At 67.3% G+C, this 19,649-nt stretch carries 18 protein-coding genes and 6 pseudogenes; 4 read left to right on the top strand and 20 right to left on the bottom strand.

Annotated elements, in window-relative coordinates; all coding sequences use genetic code 11:
* Position 1: 1 nt before the first annotated feature.
* On the top strand, positions 2-904 hold the full coding sequence (locus OL239_RS04035; protein WP_268910839.1) for a sulfite exporter TauE/SafE family protein: 903 nt from the start codon (positions 2-4) through the stop codon (positions 902-904).
* A gap of 36 nt (positions 905-940) precedes the next feature.
* Here the strand turns inward: OL239_RS04035 and OL239_RS04030 are convergent, their stop codons facing one another.
* The 12 genes and pseudogenes from OL239_RS04030 to OL239_RS03980 form a co-directional block, all read right to left on the bottom strand.
* Positions 941-1,861 carry an LLM class flavin-dependent oxidoreductase gene (locus OL239_RS04030; RefSeq protein WP_268910838.1) on the bottom strand — a complete coding sequence of 307 codons (921 nt, stop codon included), beginning with the start codon at positions 1,859-1,861 and terminating at the stop codon, positions 941-943.
* 208 nt (positions 1,862-2,069) lie between these two features.
* Positions 2,070-2,675 carry a class I SAM-dependent methyltransferase gene (locus OL239_RS04025; RefSeq protein WP_268910837.1) on the bottom strand — a complete coding sequence of 202 codons (606 nt, stop codon included), beginning with the start codon at positions 2,673-2,675 and terminating at the stop codon, positions 2,070-2,072.
* Between the two features lie 2 nt (positions 2,676-2,677).
* A complete protein-coding gene (locus tag OL239_RS04020; RefSeq protein WP_268910836.1) occupies positions 2,678-3,346 on the bottom strand; it encodes an HAD family hydrolase in 669 nt (222 codons plus the stop codon).
* 82 nt (positions 3,347-3,428) lie between these two features.
* Positions 3,429-3,689: a hypothetical protein gene (locus OL239_RS04015; protein WP_268910835.1), complete on the bottom strand. Its 261-nt coding sequence runs from the start codon at positions 3,687-3,689 to the stop codon at positions 3,429-3,431.
* A 54-nt stretch (positions 3,690-3,743) separates the two neighbouring features.
* The gene (locus OL239_RS04010) at positions 3,744-3,956 is read right to left on the bottom strand and encodes a hypothetical protein (RefSeq protein WP_268910834.1); all 213 of its coding nucleotides are present in this window, start codon (positions 3,954-3,956) and stop codon (positions 3,744-3,746) included.
* Positions 3,957-4,428: 472 nt separating this feature from the next.
* A pseudogene (locus tag OL239_RS04005) lies at positions 4,429-6,494 on the bottom strand (PhoX family protein).
* Positions 6,495-6,719: 225 nt separating this feature from the next.
* Positions 6,720-6,938: a hypothetical protein gene (locus tag OL239_RS04000; protein ID WP_268910833.1), complete on the bottom strand. Its 219-nt coding sequence runs from the start codon at positions 6,936-6,938 to the stop codon at positions 6,720-6,722.
* A complete protein-coding gene (locus OL239_RS20005; protein WP_442864216.1) occupies positions 6,848-7,126 on the bottom strand; it encodes a hypothetical protein in 279 nt (92 codons plus the stop codon). Before OL239_RS20005 ends, OL239_RS04000 begins: the two co-directional genes overlap by 91 nt.
* Positions 7,071-7,682, bottom strand: coding sequence for a Clp protease N-terminal domain-containing protein (locus OL239_RS03995; RefSeq protein ID WP_268910832.1), 612 nt, complete (start codon positions 7,680-7,682; stop codon positions 7,071-7,073). The genes OL239_RS20005 and OL239_RS03995 overlap by 56 nt, the downstream gene beginning before the upstream one ends.
* Positions 7,679-7,926 (bottom strand): annotated as a pseudogene (locus OL239_RS03990) (helix-turn-helix domain-containing protein). The gene OL239_RS03995 and the pseudogene OL239_RS03990 overlap by 4 nt, the downstream one beginning before the upstream one ends.
* A gap of 45 nt (positions 7,927-7,971) precedes the next feature.
* Entirely contained in the window at positions 7,972-8,313 is a 342-nt protein-coding gene (locus OL239_RS03985; RefSeq protein WP_268910831.1) for a hypothetical protein, read from the bottom strand.
* Between the two features lie 75 nt (positions 8,314-8,388).
* A pseudogene (locus OL239_RS03980) lies at positions 8,389-9,332 on the bottom strand (o-succinylbenzoate synthase).
* 184 nt (positions 9,333-9,516) lie between these two features.
* Between OL239_RS03980 and OL239_RS03975 the strand changes: the two are divergent.
* A complete protein-coding gene (locus OL239_RS03975) occupies positions 9,517-10,425 on the top strand; it encodes a phosphatase PAP2 family protein (RefSeq protein ID WP_268910830.1) in 909 nt (302 codons plus the stop codon).
* A 51-nt stretch (positions 10,426-10,476) separates the two neighbouring features.
* Here OL239_RS03975 and OL239_RS03970 read toward each other — a convergent pair.
* From OL239_RS03970 to pdhA, 5 genes and pseudogenes are all read right to left on the bottom strand, one after another.
* Positions 10,477-11,700, bottom strand: a pseudogene (locus OL239_RS03970) (MFS transporter); the annotation flags it as partial.
* A gap of 18 nt (positions 11,701-11,718) precedes the next feature.
* The gene (locus OL239_RS03965; protein WP_268910829.1) at positions 11,719-12,570 is read right to left on the bottom strand and encodes an MBL fold metallo-hydrolase; all 852 of its coding nucleotides are present in this window, start codon (positions 12,568-12,570) and stop codon (positions 11,719-11,721) included.
* Between the two features lie 118 nt (positions 12,571-12,688).
* Positions 12,689-14,123 (bottom strand): annotated as a pseudogene (locus OL239_RS03960) (dihydrolipoamide acetyltransferase family protein).
* The gene (locus tag OL239_RS03955) at positions 14,120-15,160 is read right to left on the bottom strand and encodes an alpha-ketoacid dehydrogenase subunit beta (protein WP_268911654.1); all 1,041 of its coding nucleotides are present in this window, start codon (positions 15,158-15,160) and stop codon (positions 14,120-14,122) included. Before OL239_RS03955 ends, OL239_RS03960 begins: the two are co-directional and overlap by 4 nt.
* Positions 15,161-15,250: 90 nt before the next feature.
* Positions 15,251-16,411, bottom strand: coding sequence for a pyruvate dehydrogenase (acetyl-transferring) E1 component subunit alpha (gene pdhA / locus OL239_RS03950; protein ID WP_442864215.1), 1,161 nt, complete (start codon positions 16,409-16,411; stop codon positions 15,251-15,253).
* Between the two features lie 183 nt (positions 16,412-16,594).
* On the opposite strand from pdhA, the gene OL239_RS03945 reads away from it, so the two are divergent.
* Positions 16,595-17,062: an Lrp/AsnC family transcriptional regulator gene (locus OL239_RS03945; protein ID WP_268910828.1), complete on the top strand. Its 468-nt coding sequence runs from the start codon at positions 16,595-16,597 to the stop codon at positions 17,060-17,062.
* A 90-nt stretch (positions 17,063-17,152) separates the two neighbouring features.
* On the opposite strand, the pseudogene OL239_RS03940 reads toward OL239_RS03945, so the two are convergent.
* A pseudogene (locus tag OL239_RS03940) lies at positions 17,153-17,336 on the bottom strand (DUF6480 family protein).
* Between OL239_RS03940 and OL239_RS20000 the strand changes: the two are divergent.
* Positions 17,274-17,444, top strand: coding sequence for a hypothetical protein (locus OL239_RS20000; protein ID WP_442864326.1), 171 nt, complete (start codon positions 17,274-17,276; stop codon positions 17,442-17,444). The pseudogene OL239_RS03940 and the gene OL239_RS20000 sit on opposite strands and share 63 nt — an antisense overlap.
* Before the next feature lie 84 nt (positions 17,445-17,528).
* Here the strand turns inward: OL239_RS20000 and OL239_RS03935 are convergent, their stop codons facing one another.
* The gene (locus OL239_RS03935; RefSeq protein ID WP_268910827.1) at positions 17,529-18,932 is read right to left on the bottom strand and encodes a Dyp-type peroxidase; all 1,404 of its coding nucleotides are present in this window, start codon (positions 18,930-18,932) and stop codon (positions 17,529-17,531) included.
* Positions 18,929-19,435, bottom strand: a complete 507-nt coding sequence (locus tag OL239_RS03930) for a copper chaperone PCu(A)C (RefSeq protein WP_442864214.1) — start codon at positions 19,433-19,435, stop codon at positions 18,929-18,931. The genes OL239_RS03935 and OL239_RS03930 overlap by 4 nt, the downstream gene beginning before the upstream one ends.
* Positions 19,436-19,649 lie beyond the last annotated feature (214 nt).

Genomic DNA, 19,649 nt, shown 5'->3' with positions numbered 1-19,649 from the left:
CATGACCGTCACCCTCGTTGCGACCCTCCTGCTGTCGGTGCTGATCGGCCTCTCGCTCGGTCTGCTCGGCGGCGGCGGGTCCATCCTCACCGTTCCGATCCTGACCTACGTCGCGGGGATGAATCCCAAGGAGGCCATTGCCGCCTCACTCTTCGTCGTCGGGGTCACCTCAGCGGTCAGTGCCGTCACCCACGCCCGCAAGGGCCGCGTGAAGTGGCGCACCGGGCTCATCTTCGGTGCCGCCGGCATGGCCGGGGCGTTTGGCGGCGGCCTCCTGGGCGGACGGATTCCCGGAACCATCCTGATGATCGCCTTCGCCCTCATGATGGTGGCCACCTCCATGGCCATGATCCGCGGCCGCAGGGACGTTTCAGCGGCAGCCCACAACAATGATCTTCCGGTGGGCAAGGTCATCATCGAAGGCCTCGTCGTCGGCCTCGTTACCGGGCTGGTCGGCGCCGGCGGCGGCTTCCTCGTGGTCCCCGCCCTGGCGCTGCTCGGCGGCCTGTCCATGCCCGTTGCAGTGGGCACCTCGCTGGTGGTCATCGCCATGAAGTCCTTCGCCGGACTCGGCGGTTACCTCACCAGCGTCAGCCTCGACTGGGCCCTGGTTGGCGGCGTCACCGTTGCGGCAGTCCTCGGTTCGTTCCTTGGAGCACGCCTTGCCGGGCGCATCCCCGAGGCAGCCCTGCGCAAGGGCTTCGGCATCTTTGTGCTGCTCATGGGCGTGTTTGTCCTGGTCCAGGAACTGCCCTCCCCCGCAAACGCAGTGGTTGGCATCGGTGCCGCAGTGACCGCCGCTGCCGCAGTGCTGTGCTGGTTCTTTGTCCCGTCCTGCCCGCTGCGCAGGGTGTTGGCAGCAAAGCCGCAGGCCGACCCTGCCGAAGGCAGCGTCACTTCCTAACGCCCGTTCCAGCCGCAGCCCCGGAGGCCGGTTCTGCTATGCAGGGCCGGCCTCCGGTGTTCCTGCCCGGGCAGCGGCCACCAGCTCACGCACCTGCGGCGCCACGTCCCGGCCGAAACGGGCAAGGTCCTCTCCGCTGTCGGTGGCCAGGAGGAACCCGGAAATGCCGTATTCCAGAGTCATCTCGGCCAGTTCCCGCGCCCATTGGTCCGGCGGTCCATTCAGCAGTCCGCTGCCCGTGGCCGAGAAGGTGCCGCTGATGTTCAACATCCGGCGCACGACGGCGGGATCCCGGCCGGCCGCTGACGCGGCCTCGTCGATCATCCCGTTCATTGCCGCCAACTCGGCCGGGCCGCCCGGCAGGTAGCCCAGCGTGGGCACCCAGCCGTCCGCCGTTGCACCGGTGAGCCGGAGCATGCGGGGCTTGTAGGCGCCCAGCCAGATACCGGCGTCGTGCGCCGGAGCCGGACCGCGCTTAGCCCCGTTCACCCGGTGAATCTTTCCGTCCACCCGCAGCGGGGTGCGCTCGTCGGCGGCCCAGACGCCCCGGATGATGTCAATCGCCTCGGCCAGCCCGGTGACGGCGTCTCCCGGTTCCAGCCGCTCTCCCCCGACAGCCACGATTGCGTCCCAGAACGCTCCGGCACCAAGTCCGAGCTCGAAGCGGCCGCCGCTGAGCAGGTCCAGGCTGGCGGCACTGCGGGCCACGATCACGGGCTGGCGCAGTGGCAGGTTCAGCACGTTGGTGGCCAGGGTGATCCGCTCCGTGCGCGCCGCTGCGTAGGAGAGCAGGGTCCAGGTGTCCAGGAAGCGCGGTTGATACGGATGATCCTGGAAGGTGGCCAGATCCAGCCCCAAAGACTCTGCGGCGACGGTCAGCTCCACGGCGTGCTGCGGCGGCGAGGCTGCGGGCGTAATGAAGGAGCCGAACAGCAGATTACGGCCGTAGTCGGGCATGGGATCCTCCTGGGCAGTCAGCGGTGGCGGCGGTGCAGGTGGCGAGGGGGGGCAGGAACAGCCCAGTGTAGGCGCTGATGCCCGTCCTTAGACCGGGTGGGTGAGGAAGATCCATTCCGGCGACTCCGGGGTTACGGGGCTGCGGTCCCAATCCCCCCAGATCCGGTCCACCCTCAAGCCGGCCGCGTTCAGCCCTTTCAGGATCGCTTCACGCGAGGGGAATCTCCAGGGTTTCCGAGGTGGTCCGGGAGATGTTCTCCCGGGTCCAGGTATCAACGTGCGTTACGAGGTCCCCGTCGCGGCTCACCTCAATGCTGACGGTCCCTGCTCCCCGGTCTGTCGCCCATTGCCTTCCCTGCGTTGTCCAGCTCCGCCAGGCTGCCGCCGCCGGATTGCGCACTTCAAAGGCCAGCCGGCCGCCGGACCTCAGGGACCGCTTGGCGTGCCCAACCGCTTCTGCCCACGCTGCATCATCCAGGAAGTACTGGGCAACGTGCCCCGTCATCAGAACCAGGTCAGCCCACCCTGCCGGAAGCTTTTCGGCCGTTCCGTGCAGCCACCAAACGGAGGCGGCGTGTTCCTGCCGCCGGGCGATGTCCAGCATCGTGTGTTGGGGTTCAACACCGGTCACTTCATGCCCGGCTCCGGCCAGCAGACTGCACAGCAAACCGGTTCCGGCGCCGATGTCGGCCACCCGGACGGTGTTCAGCCGTGCGGCCAGGCTCAGGTAGAAATCCAGATCCCGGCGGCCCTCGCTGTCGGTGTCGTAGGCAGCCGCGAGTTCGGGAGTGGCGTAATAGTTCTCCGGTTCCATTCCTATCCCTGTCCCCGGACCAGGTTCTGGACCTGGAACAGTCCGCGCCGGCCAAACGCCGCAAGCCGGGGCAGCAACAGGGTCACCATGCCGCACTCAGCGGCGGCGCCGTCGTGCGTTGAGCGGTCTCCCACCATGAGCACCCGGTGCGGCGGAAGCTCCAGACGTTCCAGTGCCAGTTCGAAGATCCGGCGATCCGGTTTCTGGACACCGTGCTCGAAGGAGAGCATGTAGTCGTCAATGAGGTCACCGGCGCCCTGCGCCTTCAGCAGCGGGCGGATATCGAAGTGGATGTCGCTCAGTACCGCGGTGCGGCACCCGAGCTCCTTCAGCCGCCGCAATGTTGGGAGCGTATCCGGATACAGCGGGCGGAATGCCGGGTCCTCATCCACGTGGAGCAGGCTTTCGGCGAGCTCGCCGTCAAGGCCCGCACGGCGAAAGTGCAGGGTCTCGGCGGCGTAATACTTCGCGGCGCCGGTGTCGGCATCACGCTGGGCAGCTGCAATATCCGGATCGTTTTCATGCCGCCTCAGCACAGTGCAGATCCGCTCCGTTTCCGGGGAATCCGGCCGCCCCAGCCTTGCTGCGGCGGCGGCCACCCGGTCGCGGAGCGGTGGATCGTGCACCAGGGTGCCGCTCCAGTCGAAGATCACTGCGGCGAAGGCGGTCATGGGGACAACCTATCCGAAGACCACACAACTGCAGGGTGCCCGTCTTCCTCATGGGCACCCTGCAGTTGTGTGATTCATGTGTCTAGGGCCGCGTGGCGCGGATCCCGTCAGAAATCGTGGCACCAGGGTTCTGGGCACGGTAATCCTTGACCCGCTGCGGGTCGACCTTGCCGGATGCTCCGCTGGAACCTCCGGGCTGGCCCAGAGTGCTGGGGGAGATTGCCCACAGGACAAGAGCCGCAGCCGTCATGCCAAGACCCAGCATCAGGTTGTCCGCGAACAGCCAGACGGATATGCCGGCAACGGCCAGGACGAGAATGAGAGACGGAATAATATACTTCACGACAATTTCCTCCTGAGGAAAATAGTCAAACCTATTGCATAAAATCAGCCGAAGCTAGTTGAAGCACTTTTCTTTAATTCCCGCGATTCCCAGCAGCTCCGCACCCAGAGCACCCAGGGCACCACCTGCCGCCTGCATCTTCTCGTAGCTGAAGCTGGCGCCCCACATTGTCTTGACCGCTTCGGTCACGCCGCCGAGCTCGTTCATGAGTTTCTTGATTTTGAGGATTTTCGCGGCGGGAAGGGCCACTCCGCCCAGCGCCAGCAAGATGGAACCTGAGCATCCCCCAGAAGTCGGCGGCCATTGTTGCGACGCCGTTGCTGGAACCGGAAACTGCCGGGTTCTGCTGCAGCCACTGCTGAGTGGCCGCGTCACCCTGCATCAGCACGGCATCCGGAATGGACATGAGGACGTTCAGCCCGTCCTCCAAATCGGCAGTGGAGACATTAGCGGTGGCGGCATTCACTGATCCGGCCGCAGGTGAGCCGGATTTCTCCGGCGCGGCTGGCTGTGCCGCTGCCGCCGAGGCCCCGCCCATCACGAGACCAACCGTAACCGCAGCACTCAACAGTGTTGTTTTAAGCTTGTTGTTATTCAACTTTTCACTATCCCCATTGTGCATGAATTAGCAACTTGCTATTGCTTATTACATTTCCATACTTGCGGCCTCACATACGGATGTCAAACAGGAATGAGGAGAGGGCGCACTATCACGGAATGGTAAATGTAAATGCATCTTTTATTCAGTGCCGTTCCTTGTGCCCGGCCGGCCGGGATTGGTGTCCCGGCGGAAGACCTGCACCACCGAGGGACGAGGAGCCCGGACTTCACCGCTGCCCGGCGTTTCGCCGTCGGCCACGTAGTCCGGAAAGTAGGAGGTGTGAGCGCCGTAGGTACCGTCCTCCCCGGGTGCTGCACTGCCACGAACACCATTGATTCCTCGTCGTGGATCACCGGTCCGCAGGTTTCGCCGTCGCGCGGCACGGACAGGAACTGTTCCACGCTGCCGCGCTCCGTCCCGGCGAGCCCGACCTTGAACAGTCCGTCGTTGTAGCCGATGCCCGACGGCGCCCCGTCGGTGGAAATCCACAGGTTGCCGGCCGAATCGAAGGCCAGGTTGTCGGGGCAGGAAATCGGGCTGACCTTCTCCCGGGGGTAGCCGCTGAAATAGGTGACGTCGCCTTGGGCCGGATCACCGCACAGCATCAGCAGGTTCCAGCGGAAGTCGGTTGCCGTGGCGTCGTCGCGGGCCTCAATGATTTCGACAATGTGGCCATCGCGGTTTTCGCGCCGCGGGTTCGCCTCGTCTGCGGGCGCCTTGCCGTCGACGCCGCGGTTGGAGTTGTTGGTGCATGCCACGTAGACGCGGCCGGTGGCGGGGTTGGGCTCCACGTCCTCGCAGCGGTCCATCTTGGTGGCGCCGGCCTTGTCCGCCGCTATCCGGGTGTAGACCAGCACCTCCGCCACGCTCATCCCGGCAACCGCTGATTTGCCGCGCACCACCAGCGGAAGCCAGGTGCCCCGCCCATCGAATCCGCCGTCAGCGGGAACGGCCCCGGTGCCGTCGATTTCGGACTCGGGGGAATTACCCGCGAACCGCGCCACGTACAGGTCCCCCTCGCCGAGCAGGGTCATGTTGTGCCGTTTGTCGTTCTTCCGGTACTTGTTCTTCGAGACGAACTTGTACAGGTAGTCGAACCGCTCGTCGTCGCCGGAGTACGCCACGGCCTTGCCGCTGCGGGAAATGATGACGTTGGCGCCTTCGTGCTTGAACCGGCCCAGGCTGGTGTGTTTGAGCGGCATTGAATCCGGGTCCTCGGGGTCCAGCTCCACGATGTAGCCGAAGCGGTTCGGCTCGTTCCGGGTTCCGGGAGTGCGGGCGTCGAACCGCGGATCCTCCTGTTCCCAGCCCATCGCCGTGGCTTCGCTGTCCAGCCCGTACCGCTTGTCCTCGGGGCTGGTGCCGCCGGCGCGGAAGAACCCGTTGAAATTCTCTTCCCCGGAGAGCACGGTCCCCCACGGGGTGCTGCCGCCGGCACAGTTGCCCAGCGTCCCGGATACGTATCGGCCCTGCGGGTCGGCCGCGGTTTTCAGCAGGTCGGAGCCGGCTGCGGGACCGGTGAGCTCGAAAACGGTGTCCAGGGTGATGCGCCGGTTCAGCCGGGCGCCGCGGACGTAGGACCACGGCTTCCCGCGGGAGCTGCGTTCCAGTTCCACCACTGACATGCCGACGGCGTTGCGGAAGATGTTGCGCCGCTCCCGTTCCTCTGCGGCGGAGGCCGGGGCCGCCGGAAACATGATCTCCGGGTTCACATACTCGTGGTTGCAGACGAGCAGGCCCTTTTTGCCGTTCGGCTGGCGGAGGATTTCCAAGTAGTCATTGTTGTACCCGAACTGGCGGGCCTGCGCGGCCGCGTTCTGCTCCGCGAACGAGAAGTCGGGAGAGTCGGCAAACAGCGGGTCTCCCCAGCGCAGCAGCGGCTCCCAGTCGTAACCGGCGGGAACATCGAAACTGTCCACCGCGGCGTCCACCGGCGCAATGGGCGTGAACGCCAGGCGTGCACCCTTGGGCCCAGGGCCGGGAGGTGCCGCCGCCGCCGGCACCGGGCCGCCCAGTGCCAGCACTGCGGCGCCCAGCACTCCGGCAGCTCCGGCGCCGAGCGCTGTCCGACGGGAGAACTCCGCGGAGACAATGTCCCTGAAGTAACTGTTGGCGGACGTGTTGCACACCGCTTTGCTGCAGGCATTGTCGCATTTGAGGGCGCAGGTGACGGCGCTGCGCTTGCCCCGAGTGTGTCCGAGCATCGGCAGCAGCTTTTTTCGCGGGGCGGGGTGCGTCGGCACAGTTTCATTTAGCTGGTTCGTCACGGATGGGACCTTCCTCGGGGGTGCATGTCGCAGCCCACGCTGACAGCGCGAAGCGACGCGTTGGAGGATGCCGGCTTAACGCCGGGTGAACAAAGCCCGAGAAAGGCCGACGCGGCGGTCCGCTGGGGCATGCCGGCCGCCTCGTCCAGGGGTCCTTCCGCGTTACTGCCGCAGTGCCCGTGACATGGCGTCAATGCGGGCGAAGTGTCCCTGCCGGATGGAGAAGCGCAGCAGCGGTGCGAGCAGGCGGGCGCGGAGGCCCGGAGACGCGAGGCGGGACTGTGTGAGTGTTACCTGCGTGCCGGCGCCGTCGGGCCGAAGGTGGACCGCAAGCCGCTGGCGGTAACGGCCCCCGGTTTTGCTGGCCAGCTGCTTTCCCATTCAATGCACTGTCCGGGCAGGTATCGGGAAACAACAAATTCAGTGACGCGGAACTGCGGGCGGACCTTCACCGGTTTGCCGTCCGGACGGACCTTCCGGGCCTTAGCAACCAGTACGCCGTCGCTGCGCTCCTCAATGGAGCCATGGAAGTAGCCGTCCCATTCCAGCCGCCGGCGCGGATCGGACACCAGGTCCCAGACTGACGACGGCGGCGCCGCCACATATCCGGTAAAACTGACAGCGTGTGTCCCACCGCTTCGCGGAGGTTCCCCCGGCGGCATCGGTTCCCCGGCCGCCCGCCGCGGCGCTGCGAACCATGCCTTCGGTCAGGCCGAGCTGCCGCAGAACCTGCGCGATGTGGCCGGAGGGCTCCTTGAGCAGGGCAACAAGCAGATCGACGTCGCCGTGCTGCAGGTCCACCGTGCGCATGATGTCCGCCCCGCGGGCTGACCAGCGGAATCCGCCGATGGAGGGATCGGGAATCGAGGCCGCAGCTTCGGGCCGGGGAGGGGTTACTCCCAACAGGGCAATCTGTGCCGCATGAACCTGGTTGCTGGCCTCCCGGGCACTGCCCAGGGTCACGCCCAGGGAGCTCAGCGCCCGGCCTCCGGCGCCGCCAACGACGAGCAATGCCAGAAAGAGGTGCGCGACGTCGATCTCCGGATGGCCCAGGCGTTCCTGTTCTTCCTTGGCGGCAACCGAAATAGCTTGGGAACGCCGCCACAGCGTGCTGAAGGTGCTCATGCCTGTTTTCTCCTGGGGACCTGGATCGACGGGTCGATCCGTTTCGCGTACTTCTTGTGCACTGCCTGTCTCGACACACCCAGTGCCTCCGCAATGTCGCTCCAGGACATCCCTGCCCGCAGAGCGGCCTCCACCTGCCGGAATTCCAGTGTTTCCGCGAGCAGACGCAGTGACGCCACGGCCTGGAGCCCTTCCGGGGGTGGGTGGTGTCACCGGCGGCCAGAGCCGGATTTTCGAACTGCATGAATAGCAACCTATGTTGCTAACGCTGCACTGTCAATCATCATTGCTAACGGATGGGCGAGGAACTGCGGTAGAGGCGGCGCAGGTATGCGGTGTGAAGGAAGTCCCGCTGCACCCATGTCCAGTACGAGAGCCCCGGTTCCAGGGCAAGCTGCTGCCACAGCCTCGCTCCGTAGAGCACGTTGCCCGCCGACACCGCGAGAACAAAAAGCAGCGCGTCAACAAGGGACAGCTCCCACACGACCAGAAACGCCGTGTAGCCCATGCCCACCAGAACCACTGAGCTCAGGAATGGAAGCCACTTCACGGTTGGCACGCGGGCCAGGCCGCCCACGACCCCCAGGCTCAACCCGATAAGGACAATGACGATCAACTGCCACACCTGCATGGTTCCGTCTCCATCCGGATCGGCTGGAGCTTCCCGTGAACCCGTGTTCGTAGGTGCGAGACTACCAAACCCCCGTTAGTGTCCGGTGTCCGGAACCGGAAGCTGCGCATACACCCGGGCCAGCCGGTCCAGCCACCACCGGGCCACGTCCGGATCCGCGGCATAGCGCTCCAGCAGCTCCTCCGACACGGGGACGCCACGCACCGCCAGCGCCCCGCCGTCGGGCAGCAGCGGCTCATCCGTCACATCGCCGTCCATCAGCGACAGCGTCCCCAGCCCGCAGGCGTACGGCAGCTCCGGCAGCGAAGCCGCCAGTGCGACGCCGGCGCGGATCCCCACAGAGGTATCCAAGGCAGAACTGACGACGGCGGGCAGCCCGGCCGCAGCTACGATGGACAGGGCCCGGCGCACCCCGCCCAGCGGAGCCACCTTGACCACAATCAAATCCGCAGCGTCTTCCCGGGCCACCCGCAGCGGATCAGTTTCCTTGCGCACGCTTTCATCGGCGGCGATCAGCACCGGAATCCCGCGGCGGGCCAGTTCCTCCCGCACCGCCCGCAGTCCGGCGATGTCCGGGACGGGCTGCTCGGCGTATTCCAGCCCTGCCCCGGCCAGAGCCTCCAGGGCGGCGACGGCGGTGGGGACGTCCCAGCCGCCGTTGGCGTCCACACGGATGCCGGCGCCGGGCAGCAGCCGGCGGACCTCGGCCACCCGGGCCAGGTCCTCGGCAACGGTTTGGCCCCGTTCGGCCACCTTCACCTTGACGGCCGGCACAGCCCCGAACCGGGCGAGGACCGTTTCAACCTGGTCTACGCCGACGGCGGGCACGGTGCCGTTGACCGGCACGGCGGTCCGGACCGGTTCGGGGTACCCTCGCCCGCCGCTTCCAGGGCGGCGGCGAGCCACGGCGCGGCCTCCGCGTCGTCGTACTCCGGGAACGGGGAAAACTCACCCCACCCGGCCGGCCCGGGCAGCAGCAGCGCTTCGCGGTGCAGGATTCCGCGGAATCGAACCCGCATCGGCACCGACACAACGCGGGCGTCGGCGAGCAGCGCGGAGAGTTCCGGGCGGAAGCCGGTCACCGGGGAAGATCAGGGGTAGCCACCCAGCCAGCCTAGCCCCGGCGCCGGTCCGGGACCGCATAACCGCGGTCACGGCCGGCGTTCAGCCAAGTGCCACGTTCCAATGGCAGACTAGGAGGCAATGAATACCCGCAATCTCCTCAACAGCCGCACTCCGATCCGGCGCCGGCCAGCCCACAACGCCGCCGTGTTCCTCTTCGGGGCGCTGCTGTGCGCGGCCGCGGTGGCTGTGACATATTGGGCGTTCGTCCGTACCACCACCGGCCAGCTGGCAGACGAAACCGCCTGGCGCGAAGCCGAGGTGGCCATGCCCGCTTCACCGCTGCCGGTCCTGGAATTCCTGGACAACCTGCCGCTGCTGTCGGTGTTTATCGCCGGTGCGGTGATGCTCGCGGTAACGGTGCGACGGCGGCGCCTGGCCCCGGCAGTGATTGCGCTGAGCACCTTCGCTGCGGCCAACATCAGCAGTCAACTGCTGAAGCGGCTCTTTTTCGACCGGCCGGACCGCGGGGTCATTACCCTGGATTTTAATTCCCTGCCCTCGGGCCACACCACGCTGGCTGCCTCCGCCGCCGCCGTGGTTTTCCTGCTCGCGTCCCCGCTGGCGCCGGTGGTGGCTGCGGCCGGCGGCAGCTATGCGGTGCTCGCCGGGGCTGCCACCTTCATTAATCTGTGGCACCGCCCGGCCGACGTCGTTGCCTCCTTTCTGGTGGTGGCCACCTGGACGCTGATCGGCGGGCTGGTGATGATGCGGACAACACCGGACTGGAATTACTGGCCGCCCGGCGGACGAAGCCGCGGCGGCTCAGCGGTGTTCACCGCCCTGTGCACCATTCCGGGCGGGCTCGCACTGCTGTTCGCCGTCGGCGCTTACCTGTACGCCGCCAGCGGGGCCACGCTGCTGGGCAACAGCGACTCCATGCTGCTGTACTTCTGGTCCGGGCTGAGCCTGATCGTCGGAGTGGGGTACGTCCTCAGCGGTATGGCCTGCTGGTTGTTCTCTATGCAGGCGGGCGACCCGGCCCGCTGACGGGCCCGGCCGGTGGTCCCGAAGGTTGCCCGCGGGCTGCCCGTAGCCGGGCTTTCCCTTGGGTACCCACCGCCACATGGCCGCAGCTCCCAGCAGGCCCAGCACAGCAGTGGCACCTATCCCGGCCGACAGGGACGCCAGCGCGGTGACCGCCGACAGCAGCGCCGGCCCGGCCATGGTGCCGCTGTCAGCAAGCAGCCGCCAGATTCCCAGAAACTGCGGACGTCCCGGCGAAGGCGAGAAATCAGCGCCCAGCGTCATGACAATTCCGGATCCAATGCCGTTGCCGAATCCCAGGACCAGGGACGCCAGCAGCAGGCCGGTGCTGCCGGCGGTCAGCGGAATCAACGCTAAACCGGCAGCCATGGTGAGCATGCACGGCACAGCGACCCAGCGCCGGCCTTTCAGGTCCATGACCCTGCCCGCGGGATAGAAGATCAGCATGTCGATGGCCCCGGAAATCCCGTAGATCAGTGCGGTCCGGGTGGGGTCCAGGCCAATGTTCTGGGCCCAGAGCGGAATGACCGCCTGCCGGGAGGCCCGCACCGCGGCGATCAGCAGGATACCCAAACCCAGGGTCCGGAACACGCGGCCGTGGCTGCGCAGGACCGAGCGGACGGTGGGAGCCGGAACCGCCGGCTCTGCTCCGGGGCCGCCGGTGCCCTTGCCACCAGACCCTGCCGAGGAGCGGCGGACCCTGTCCCCCGGCGCGCGAAGTTCAGGGACCTTAAGGCTGATGATGCCCGCCAGCAAAGCACCGCCGGCACCCACCCAGTAGGCACCGGGTGTGCCGGCAAAGTGAATGGCACCGGCAGCGGCAAACGGACCGGCGAACACTCCGATGCGGTTCACTCCGCCCAGCGTGGATAGGGCCCGGGCCCGGAAATGGACCGGCACCGCTTCGGTCAGGTAGCTTTGCCGCGCCAGCCCAAACACCGATCCGGCCATACCCACCATGAACACGGCCAGGGCAAAGAGCCACAGCACCGGGGCCAGGGCTGCGGTTACCATGGCAGCCGCACACCACAGGGAGGCGATGACCAGCGCCCATTTTTCGCCGTAGCGGGTGGTGAGCACCGTAGCCGGAACGTTGGTCAGCAGCGAGCCGACCCCGGTCAGCGTGATGACCAGCGCTGCCAGCGCCACGGTGGCCCCAAGGTCCCGCGCCGTCAGCGCGATCACCGGCAGAATGGCCCCGGTGGCGAGCCCGTAGAGCAGTGTTGGTCCGAAGGCCGGAACGGCTATCGTTTTGAGGCTGAAGGAATCGGCAGGCACCGGTTTAGGGTACCGCCCCTACTGCTTGAGCCATTTCCACCGGGCCAGGGTGCGCAGCCGCATCAGCAGGGCGCGCGACTGTTCCGGTCCATACGGCAGGATGGGAATGGCCTTGGTCATGTCCACGGAGGCCTGATCCATGGCACTGCGCGTGACGGCGACGGCGGTGCGCATTTTGTTCATCTGCGTGGCCACGAAATCCATGGAAACCGGCTCCCCGTGGCCGGGCACGAACACGCTGTAAAGGTCTTCAAGGGCCGTCATTTTGCCCAGAGTGCGGATCCATTCCTTCGGGAACGAGTCCTCAAACGACGGATCGGCTCCCTGCTCGACCAGGTCCCCGGTGAACAACACGTCCCCGGCGCCAACCAGCAGGTCGTGGTCAGTGTGCCCACGGCCCAGATGGAACAGGGTGACCGAGATGCCGCCCAGATCCAAGTCCACCGGAGCGCCGTCGACCAGCCGGGTGGGCGCCAGGATCTCCGTGTGGCCGCCGGTCCCCGCGGCCATTTCCGCTTCCAGCGCCGCGACGGCGGGACGCTGGGAGTCGCCGCGTTCGGTGATGGCCGCAGCACACCTGCTGGTGGCCCAGATGTCCGCCACCCCGTGGGCCGCCATAACGGCATTGCCGAAGTAGTGGTCATAGTGGGCGTGTGTGTTGACGGCGGTCAGCGGCAGGTCGGTGAGCTCCCGAACGGCCGCCAGGATGGCCGCACCCTGCCGGGGTCCGGCGCCGGTGTCGATGATCAGCACCCGCTCGTCGCCGATCACCAGGCCCGTGTTCATGCCGAATCCGGGGTTGGTGCGCACCAGCACCCGCGGAGCCACCTCCCGCCACATTGCGGTGTCCTGTCCGGCTGCGTCGGTCATGGGTCCGTCCTTTTGGTCCGTGAGCTGGGTGTCGCCTCCAACCTACCGCGGCGGTGCTCCGGGGCCGTGCGGGGTGCCGAATGTTGCGTGCCCGCCCCGTCCCGTCACACAGCCCGGGTCACAGGTCCGCGAGTACGCTGCCCGGGTTCTCGATGGCGTCCGCGACGTAGCGCAGGAAACCGCCGGCGGTGCCGCCGTCGCAGACCCGGTGGTCGAACACCAGGGTCAGTTCGGTCAGTTTGCGCACTGCCAGTGCGCCGTCCACCACCCACGGCTTGTCGATGATGCGTCCTATGCCCAGGATCGCCGACTCCGGATAGTTGATAATTGCGGCGCTGCCGTCCACCCCGAACACGCCGTAATTGTTCAGTGTGAAGGTGCCCGAAGTGAGTTCCGCCGGTGTGGCCCGGCCCTCCCGCGCCGTGGCCGTGAGGCGGCGGATCTCGGCGTCCAGCTGCCTGGCGTTCATCGTGTCCGCGCGCCGGACCGAGGGCACCACGAGTCCGCGGTCGGTCTGCGCCGCGAAACCCAGGTTTACGCCGTCGTAGGAGGTGAGCTGCGCAGTGTCCAAAGAGGTCGCCGCCGGATCGAACCGGGTGTTGAGCGCGGGGAACTTCGCCAAACCGGCCACCACGAACCGGGCGAAGAAGGCCAACAGGCCCGGGGTGGTGCCGGGGTTGCGCCGCTTGAGGTCCGCGCGCAACTCAAGCAGTGCGGTCGCGTCCACGTCCACCCATACCGTGGCTTCGGGAATGCGGCTGCGGCTGGCAGTCAGGTTCGCCGCGACGGTCTTTCGCAGCCCGGTGACCGGAGTGCGTGCGGTGTTCAGGCCGGTGCGCGGGTCGACTGCGGTTCGGGGCCGGCGGCGCCCTCGGTAGACAGCGCTGGCCCCGCGGACGACAGTGCAGCGTCGGCGGAACCCGGCACCCTGCCGGCCGCAGCGGCCAGGGCTGCTTCCACATCGCTGCGCAGGATCAACTGATCCGGACCCGATCCGGTCACGTCGGCCAGCCGCAGGCCTCCGTCACGGGCCAGCTTCCGCACCAGCGGGGAGATGCACCGCGGTGCCGCTGCGGGCCGCATGGGGGTGGAGGCAGCGGCCGGCGCAGCAGCTGTCCGGGCCGTGGACGCCGCCGTTACCGCCGGTGCCGCCGCCGCTGTCCGTGACCGCCGGGTCCGGCGTGCCACGGTGTGTCCGCCCGGAGTTCCGTAGCCGATCAGCACATTGCCCGAACCTGCTTTTTCCTCCTGCCGGTACGCTTCGCCGTCGGGATCGCTGTGCCCGGGAGCAGGTTCCTCCCCGGCGGCGGCCGCCGACGGTGACACTGAAATGAGGGGGCGCCCGACGTCGAGCGTCTGCCCCGCTTCCCGTGCAGCTGCGCAACGGTGCCGGCAAAGGGCGAGGGCACCTCGACCAGCGATTTCGCGGTCTCGACCTCGGCGACCGGCTGGTCCACGAGGATCTCGTCGCCCACGGCCACCAGCCAGGTGACCAGCTCGGCTTCCGTCAGGCCTTCGCCCAAATCGGGCAGCAGGAAGGTGCGCACGCTCATTGGTCCTCCCACTGAAGCTCATCCACGGCGTCCAGGATGCGGTCCACGCTCGGCAGGAACCAGTGCTCCAGCTTGGGCGACGGGTACGGAATGTCGAATCCGGTCACGCGCAGCACCGGTGCGGCCAGCGAATGGAAGCAGCGTTCCTGCACCCGGGCCACGATTTCGGAGGCGACGGAGGCAAAGCCGGGAGCTTCGGAAATAACTACCGCACGCCCGGTCCGGCGCACCGAAGCAGTAACGGTTTCGTCGTCGAAGGGCACGATGGACCGCAGATCGACCACTTCCAGCGACCTGCCTTCGGCGGCAGCGGCATCAGCTGCCGCGAGGGCGGTCGAGACGGACGGGCCGTAGGCGATCAGTGTTGCGTCGGTGCCCGGCCGTGCCACCGCAGCGGTCCCGATGGCCCCGGGCCGCGGGCTGCCGCCGCGGGGTGCACCATCCGAATCGACAGCATCGAAGCGGCTGCGCAGGGCGGCCAGATCCACGTCTTCCTTCGTCCAGTACAGCTTCTTGGGCTCCAGGAACACCACCGGATCGTTCAGCCGGATCGCTTCCCGCAGCAGCGTGTACGCGTCGGCAACCGTGGCCGGCGCGACGACGGTCAGGCCCGGGGTGTGCGCGTAATAGGACTCGGAGGAGTCGCAGTGGTGCTCCACTCCCCCGATCCCGCCGGCATAGGGGATCCGGATAACCAGCGGCAGCCGGACCTTCCCGCGGGTACGGTTGGCCATCTTTGCGGCATGGCTGACCACCTGCTCGAAGGCCGGATAGGCAAAGGCGTCAAACTGCATCTCGACCACCGGGCGCATGCCGTTCATCGCCATGCCCACAGCCATGCCCATGATGCCGGACTCGGCCAGCGGAGTATCAAAGCACCGCTCCTCGCCGAAACGGGCGGTCAGCCCGTCGGTGATGCGGAAAACGCCGCCCAGCGGGCCTACGTCCTCACCGAACATCAGGACGGCGGGGTCGGCGGCCATTTCGTCGGCCAGTGCCGTGTTCAGGGCCTTGGCAAAGGTCAGGGACTGGGGCATTCCGGCGGCTGCGGCCGCCGTTGCCGCAGCTGTGTCGGACGCAGTCACATCGGTAATCTCTGCTTCGGCAGTACTCACTGTGCTCACCTTTCAGCCGTCCTGGCGCGAGAGTTCGTCGCGCAGCTGGGCGGCCTGTTCCTCAAGCTGCGGGGTGCGACGGGCGTAGACATGGGCAAACAGCTCCTGGGGGTCCGGCTGAACCTCTGCATTCAATCCGTCGCGCATGTACGCAGCGATAACTTCTGCGTCGGCGGCAAAGCGGGCTTCGGCGTCGTCATCCAGCAGGTTCAGTCCGTGCAAGTACGTACGCATCCGGGTCAGCGGATCCCGGGGAACCCACTTCTCCACGTCCTCCTGCGTGCGGTAGCGGGTGGCGTCGTCGGCGTTGGTGTGGGCCTGCATCCGGTAGGTGTGCGCCTCGACGAGGGATGGACCGGCACCTTCGCGTGCCCGCTCCACGGCGGCGCCGAGCACGGCGAGCAGCGCGGCCAGGTCATTGCCGTCCACGCGTTCCCCGGGCATGCCGTATCCGATGGCCTTGTGCGCCAGCGACGGCGCAACCGACTGGTTTTTCAGCGGAACGGAGATGGCGTATTCGTTGTTCTGCACGAAGAACACCACCGGGACGTGGAACACGGCGGCGAAGTTCAGGGCCTCGTGGAAGTCCCCCTCGCTGGTGGCGCCGTCGCCGCACATCGCCAGGACCACGGTCTCTTCGCCGCGGAGCTTGGACGCGTGTGCCACCCCGACGGCGTGGAGCAGCTGTGTCGCCAGCGGGGTGGCCTGCGGGGCAGTGTGGTGTTCGCAGGGGTCATAGCCCGAATGCCAGTCGCCGCGCAGCAGCGTCAGGACCTCCAGCGGCTCCACGCCGCGGGCAATCACGGCCACGGTGTCGCGGTAGGTGGGAAAAAGCCAGTCGGTCGTCTCCAGGACCACGGCGGCAGCCACCTGGCAGGCCTCCTGGCCATGGGAGGACGGATAGACGGCGAGGCGGCCCTGGCGCACGAGCGCGTTGGCCTGGTCATTGATGCGCCTTCCGGTGACCAGCCGGGCGTAGGCATCCAGGAGGGCCCCGCCGTCGGGCAGAGGATACCGGTCGTCGTGCCGGTGGTGGCCGTCCGGGTCCACCAGCTGTACCGGAACATTCGAGGGCAGCAGGTGCGACGCGGTGGCCCCGGCATCGGAATGCGCTGCGTCCCGGCGGGAATCTGCCATGGCCTGAGGGGATGGATTGCCCGTGGAAATAGTCATTGTGCCTCCGTCAGCGGCCATCCCCGGGCTTCTTTGCCGTGGATGTTCTGTTATCCCAGTATGCTGACGGGCCCGTATTCGTATCCACAGGATGCCGAAATGGCAGATGTTTCCCACCGATCCCGTTACAGTGGTGGACAGATTGTAAATGTGAACTGGATTACAGGAGGGTGTGTAGACATTATGCCGCGGGACACCACCGAACAGTCCACCACTCCCCGCCTGGATGAAATTGACCGGAACATCCTGGCTGAACTCACCGGAAACGGCCGGGCCTCCGTGACCGCAGTGGCCGAGGCCGTGCACATCTCCCGGGCCCATGCCTATTCACGGATTGCACGCCTAACCGAGACCGGCGTGCTCAGCCGGTTCACCGCCGTCGTCGATCCGGTCAGGGCCGGCCTGCGGTCCTCGGCGTACGTGACCCTGAAGGTCCGCCAGCATTCCTGGCGGGAACTGAAGGAGCAACTGCGGGCCGTTCCGGAAATCCATCACATTGCGCTGGTGGGCGGGTCCTTCGACGTCATCCTGCTGGTGCGGGCGGAGGACAACGTTCATCTGCGGCAGGTCATCTTCGACCAACTTCAGTCCATGCCGGGAGTTCTGGACACGCAGACGTTCCTGGTCTTCGAGGACCTGGACGCGCGGTAGAACCCTGACTCAAAATTCTACGGGCGGACACAGCGGCAGCCCCGCACCCGGACATGCCGGATGCGGGGCCGCGGCGCAGGAGCCGGTAACTCAGTCTTCGTCGTGCCCCTGGTCCATGCTCATCTGATCCTCGGCCGGAGGGGTTTCCCCGGGGAACTCCACCGCCGGGTTCCAGGCCGGTGACATTACCCTCAGCCGGGTCCGGATTGGCATGCTCGCCCTTCTCGGTGCTGGGGGCCGCGTTGCCGCCGCCTTCCCGGGCACCATCCTGCAGGTCCTTGCCGGCATCCTTGGGCTTATCGGGGTTCGCCGGGTCATTATTCGGATCGTAGCTGCCCGCCATCAGTGCCTCCATCTCTTCGACGACGACCGCCGCACGTGAACTTTTAGCGGCTGATCATCAGCATGCTGACTATTATCTCCAACCTAGCCGCCACCGGACGGTGAATCAACCCGGAAGCCTTCCTCAGGAGAACAGCTGTTCGCCGACAAACCCTCCCTCAGGAGCACCGGGCGGCACGGCGAACACCGCGGATCCCACCGGGACCGTCCACTCATTGAGGATGTCCAGCTGGTCGAGGCGCTGCTGAATCGGCACGAACTGCCGGTCGACATCCGCCTGGTAGGACACGAAGATCTGGCCTGAGTTCGAGATCCCGCCACTGCTTCCCGCAGCACCGGGAGCGTCGTCATAGTTGTACGACCGCCGGAAAATGCGCTGTTGTTCATCGTCGGAACGTGCCCGCCGCAGATGCGAGGATTCGGCGATCACCGGGAACCCGAGGCTGTTCCGCGCTCCGAAGTCCGGTTCGTCATGCTCGGCGGTGCCGGTGAGCGGAGCGCCCGTGTCCAGCGTACGGCCCACGCTCTCTTCGCGGCCCCGCCGGTCCAGCTCATCCCAGGTGTCAAGGTTCATGGCGATGCGGCGGATCACCACGGAGGTGCCGTTTTCCAGCCACGGCCTGATGTCCGGCCCGCCCCACACGACCCGGTCCAGCTCTTCCGCCTTCCGGGGGTTGCCGGTGCCGTCCAGCTGGCCGAACAGGTTGCGCGGTGTGGCGCCGGCCGGACCCGAACCGGCGGCGTTCAGGAAACCGGACTGGGCCCAGCGCAGCGTCGTGAAGGCGCGGCTGTCCTTCAGCAGCATCCGCCGCGCATGCGCCAGGGTGAGCGGATCATCGGCACACAGCTGCAGCAGCAGGTCTCCGCCGGTGTAATCCGGTGAGAGCCGGTCGATACCGAATGCGGGCAGCGGCCGCAGCCAGGCCGGTGCAAGGCCCGGCGCGGCCAGAGCCAGCAGTTCAGGCCCGAAACCGAAGGTGACCGTGAGCCGGGCAGGATGCACCGCCAGCTCCGGTTCGGTGTCCGCCAGCGCTGGCCGTCCCCGGGTCAGGGCGGCGGCGTCGTCGGACAGCAGGCGAAGCAGCGCGGCCAGCCGCTGCCGGGTCAGGCCCGGCTTCAGGTCCAGTGCCAGGAACACCGCGTGGGCCTGTGCCGGAGTTTCGATTCCGGCCTGCCGCGGTCCGTAAAAGGGCACGACGGCGGCTCCGGTAATTCCGGCCCGGTCCGCCGTTCCGGCCGCGCTGGCTCCTGCAGTCTCCGCCCCGGTGTCCGGGGCCGGAGCGGAACCGCCCGACAGGGCAGCCCCTGCCGCCGCCAGGGCACCCAGCCCGGCTGCTGCCCCGCCGAACAGCAGGTGCCGGCGTTTCACGCCGCGGCGGGCGCTGTCCGGGCCGGATGTCTCTGCGCCGGGATTGCCTGGGCCGGAGCCGGCCGGGGAACCACCGGTGGCGGGACTTCCTGCGGCGTTGCCGGCGGCGTGCTCTCCCCGGCGACCTTCCCCGGCATCCGGAGCCCGGTCAGCACTCATTGTCCGTGTTCTCCGTGGTAGCTCTCGTTGGCGCCGGAGAAGTCCTTGGCGGTGGCAGTGAAGTCAACGACCGTTCCGTCCCCAAGCTCCAGGCTGAAGGAGATCTCATCACCGGGCAGGACCGGGCCGCTGAGCCCCATGAGCATCAGGTGGTTGGCACCCGGTTCCAGGACGAATTCCCCGCCGGCCGGAACTGTGAAGCCGTCCGCGGTTTCCGCCATGGCGAAGGTTCCGTCCGGGCCGGCTGCGGTCTCGTGCAGCTCAACGGAGGCTGCTGCTGGTGAGGATGCTCCGGTCACCCGGATGTCCTCCGTGCCGTTGTTGGCCAGCACCCCAAAGGCGCCGGTCATGCCCGTCTCAGCAGCCTTCACCCAGGGTCCGGAAACGCTCAGCCCGGATTGGTTATGCGGGGAGGCGGCAGCGGCAGAAGGCGCGGAGGCGGACGGCGGTGACGACGGTGTTGTGGTTTGCTCCGCGGATGCACCCGGGGTTTCCCGGCACACCCGCCCAGCAGCAGCGCGCTCAGGGCAGCTGCGGAGATCAGGGAAAGGGTCTTTGCGGGCCGGGCGGATGACCGTGCGAAGGCAGAGTGGGACAGGAAAATGGGCATGCTAAAGCTCCTCAGGGCTTGGGCGCGCGCCGGCTCAGCGTGGCGCCGGCTCAGCGCGGAGCCGGCCGGTCAGCGTGGCGCCGGGCAGGGCAGCGCGCCCTAAAGTA

The sequence above is a fragment of the Arthrobacter sp. ATA002 genome (assembly GCF_026898095.1).
GTDB lineage: Bacteria > Actinomycetota > Actinomycetes > Actinomycetales > Micrococcaceae > Arthrobacter_B.
The sequence above is the reverse complement of the archived record's forward strand: the minus strand, read 5'-3'. Positions and strand labels throughout refer to the sequence as shown.

What these genes read in the sequence shown, in the direction of transcription:
- OL239_RS03985 (WP_268910831.1), bottom strand. Translation starts at nt 8,313, where the DNA reads ATGCAGGTGTGGCAGTTGATCGTCATTGTCCTTATCGGGTTGAGCCTG.
- OL239_RS20000 (WP_442864326.1), top strand. Translation starts at nt 17,274, where the DNA reads ATGCTCGCCCTTCTCGGTGCTGGGGGCCGCGTTGCCGCCGCCTTCCCG.
- OL239_RS03955 (WP_268911654.1), bottom strand. Translation starts at nt 15,160, where the DNA reads ATGCCCCAGTCCCTGACCTTTGCCAAGGCCCTGAACACGGCACTGGCC.
- OL239_RS04035 (WP_268910839.1), top strand. Translation starts at nt 2, where the DNA reads ATGACCGTCACCCTCGTTGCGACCCTCCTGCTGTCGGTGCTGATCGGC.
- OL239_RS03965 (WP_268910829.1), bottom strand. Translation starts at nt 12,570, where the DNA reads ATGACCGACGCAGCCGGACAGGACACCGCAATGTGGCGGGAGGTGGCT.
- OL239_RS04020 (WP_268910836.1), bottom strand. Translation starts at nt 3,346, where the DNA reads ATGACCGCCTTCGCCGCAGTGATCTTCGACTGGAGCGGCACCCTGGTG.
- OL239_RS03995 (WP_268910832.1), bottom strand. Translation starts at nt 7,682, where the DNA reads ATGAGCACCTTCAGCACGCTGTGGCGGCGTTCCCAAGCTATTTCGGTT.
- OL239_RS04025 (WP_268910837.1), bottom strand. Translation starts at nt 2,675, where the DNA reads ATGGAACCGGAGAACTATTACGCCACTCCCGAACTCGCGGCTGCCTAC.
- OL239_RS03935 (WP_268910827.1), bottom strand. Translation starts at nt 18,932, where the DNA reads ATGAGTGCTGACCGGGCTCCGGATGCCGGGGAAGGTCGCCGGGGAGAG.
- OL239_RS03975 (WP_268910830.1), top strand. Translation starts at nt 9,517, where the DNA reads ATGAATACCCGCAATCTCCTCAACAGCCGCACTCCGATCCGGCGCCGG.
- pdhA (WP_442864215.1), bottom strand. Translation starts at nt 16,411, where the DNA reads ATGACTATTTCCACGGGCAATCCATCCCCTCAGGCCATGGCAGATTCC.
- OL239_RS03945 (WP_268910828.1), top strand. Translation starts at nt 16,595, where the DNA reads ATGCCGCGGGACACCACCGAACAGTCCACCACTCCCCGCCTGGATGAA.
- OL239_RS04000 (WP_268910833.1), bottom strand. Translation starts at nt 6,938, where the DNA reads ATGGGAAAGCAGCTGGCCAGCAAAACCGGGGGCCGTTACCGCCAGCGG.
- OL239_RS04030 (WP_268910838.1), bottom strand. Translation starts at nt 1,861, where the DNA reads ATGCCCGACTACGGCCGTAATCTGCTGTTCGGCTCCTTCATTACGCCC.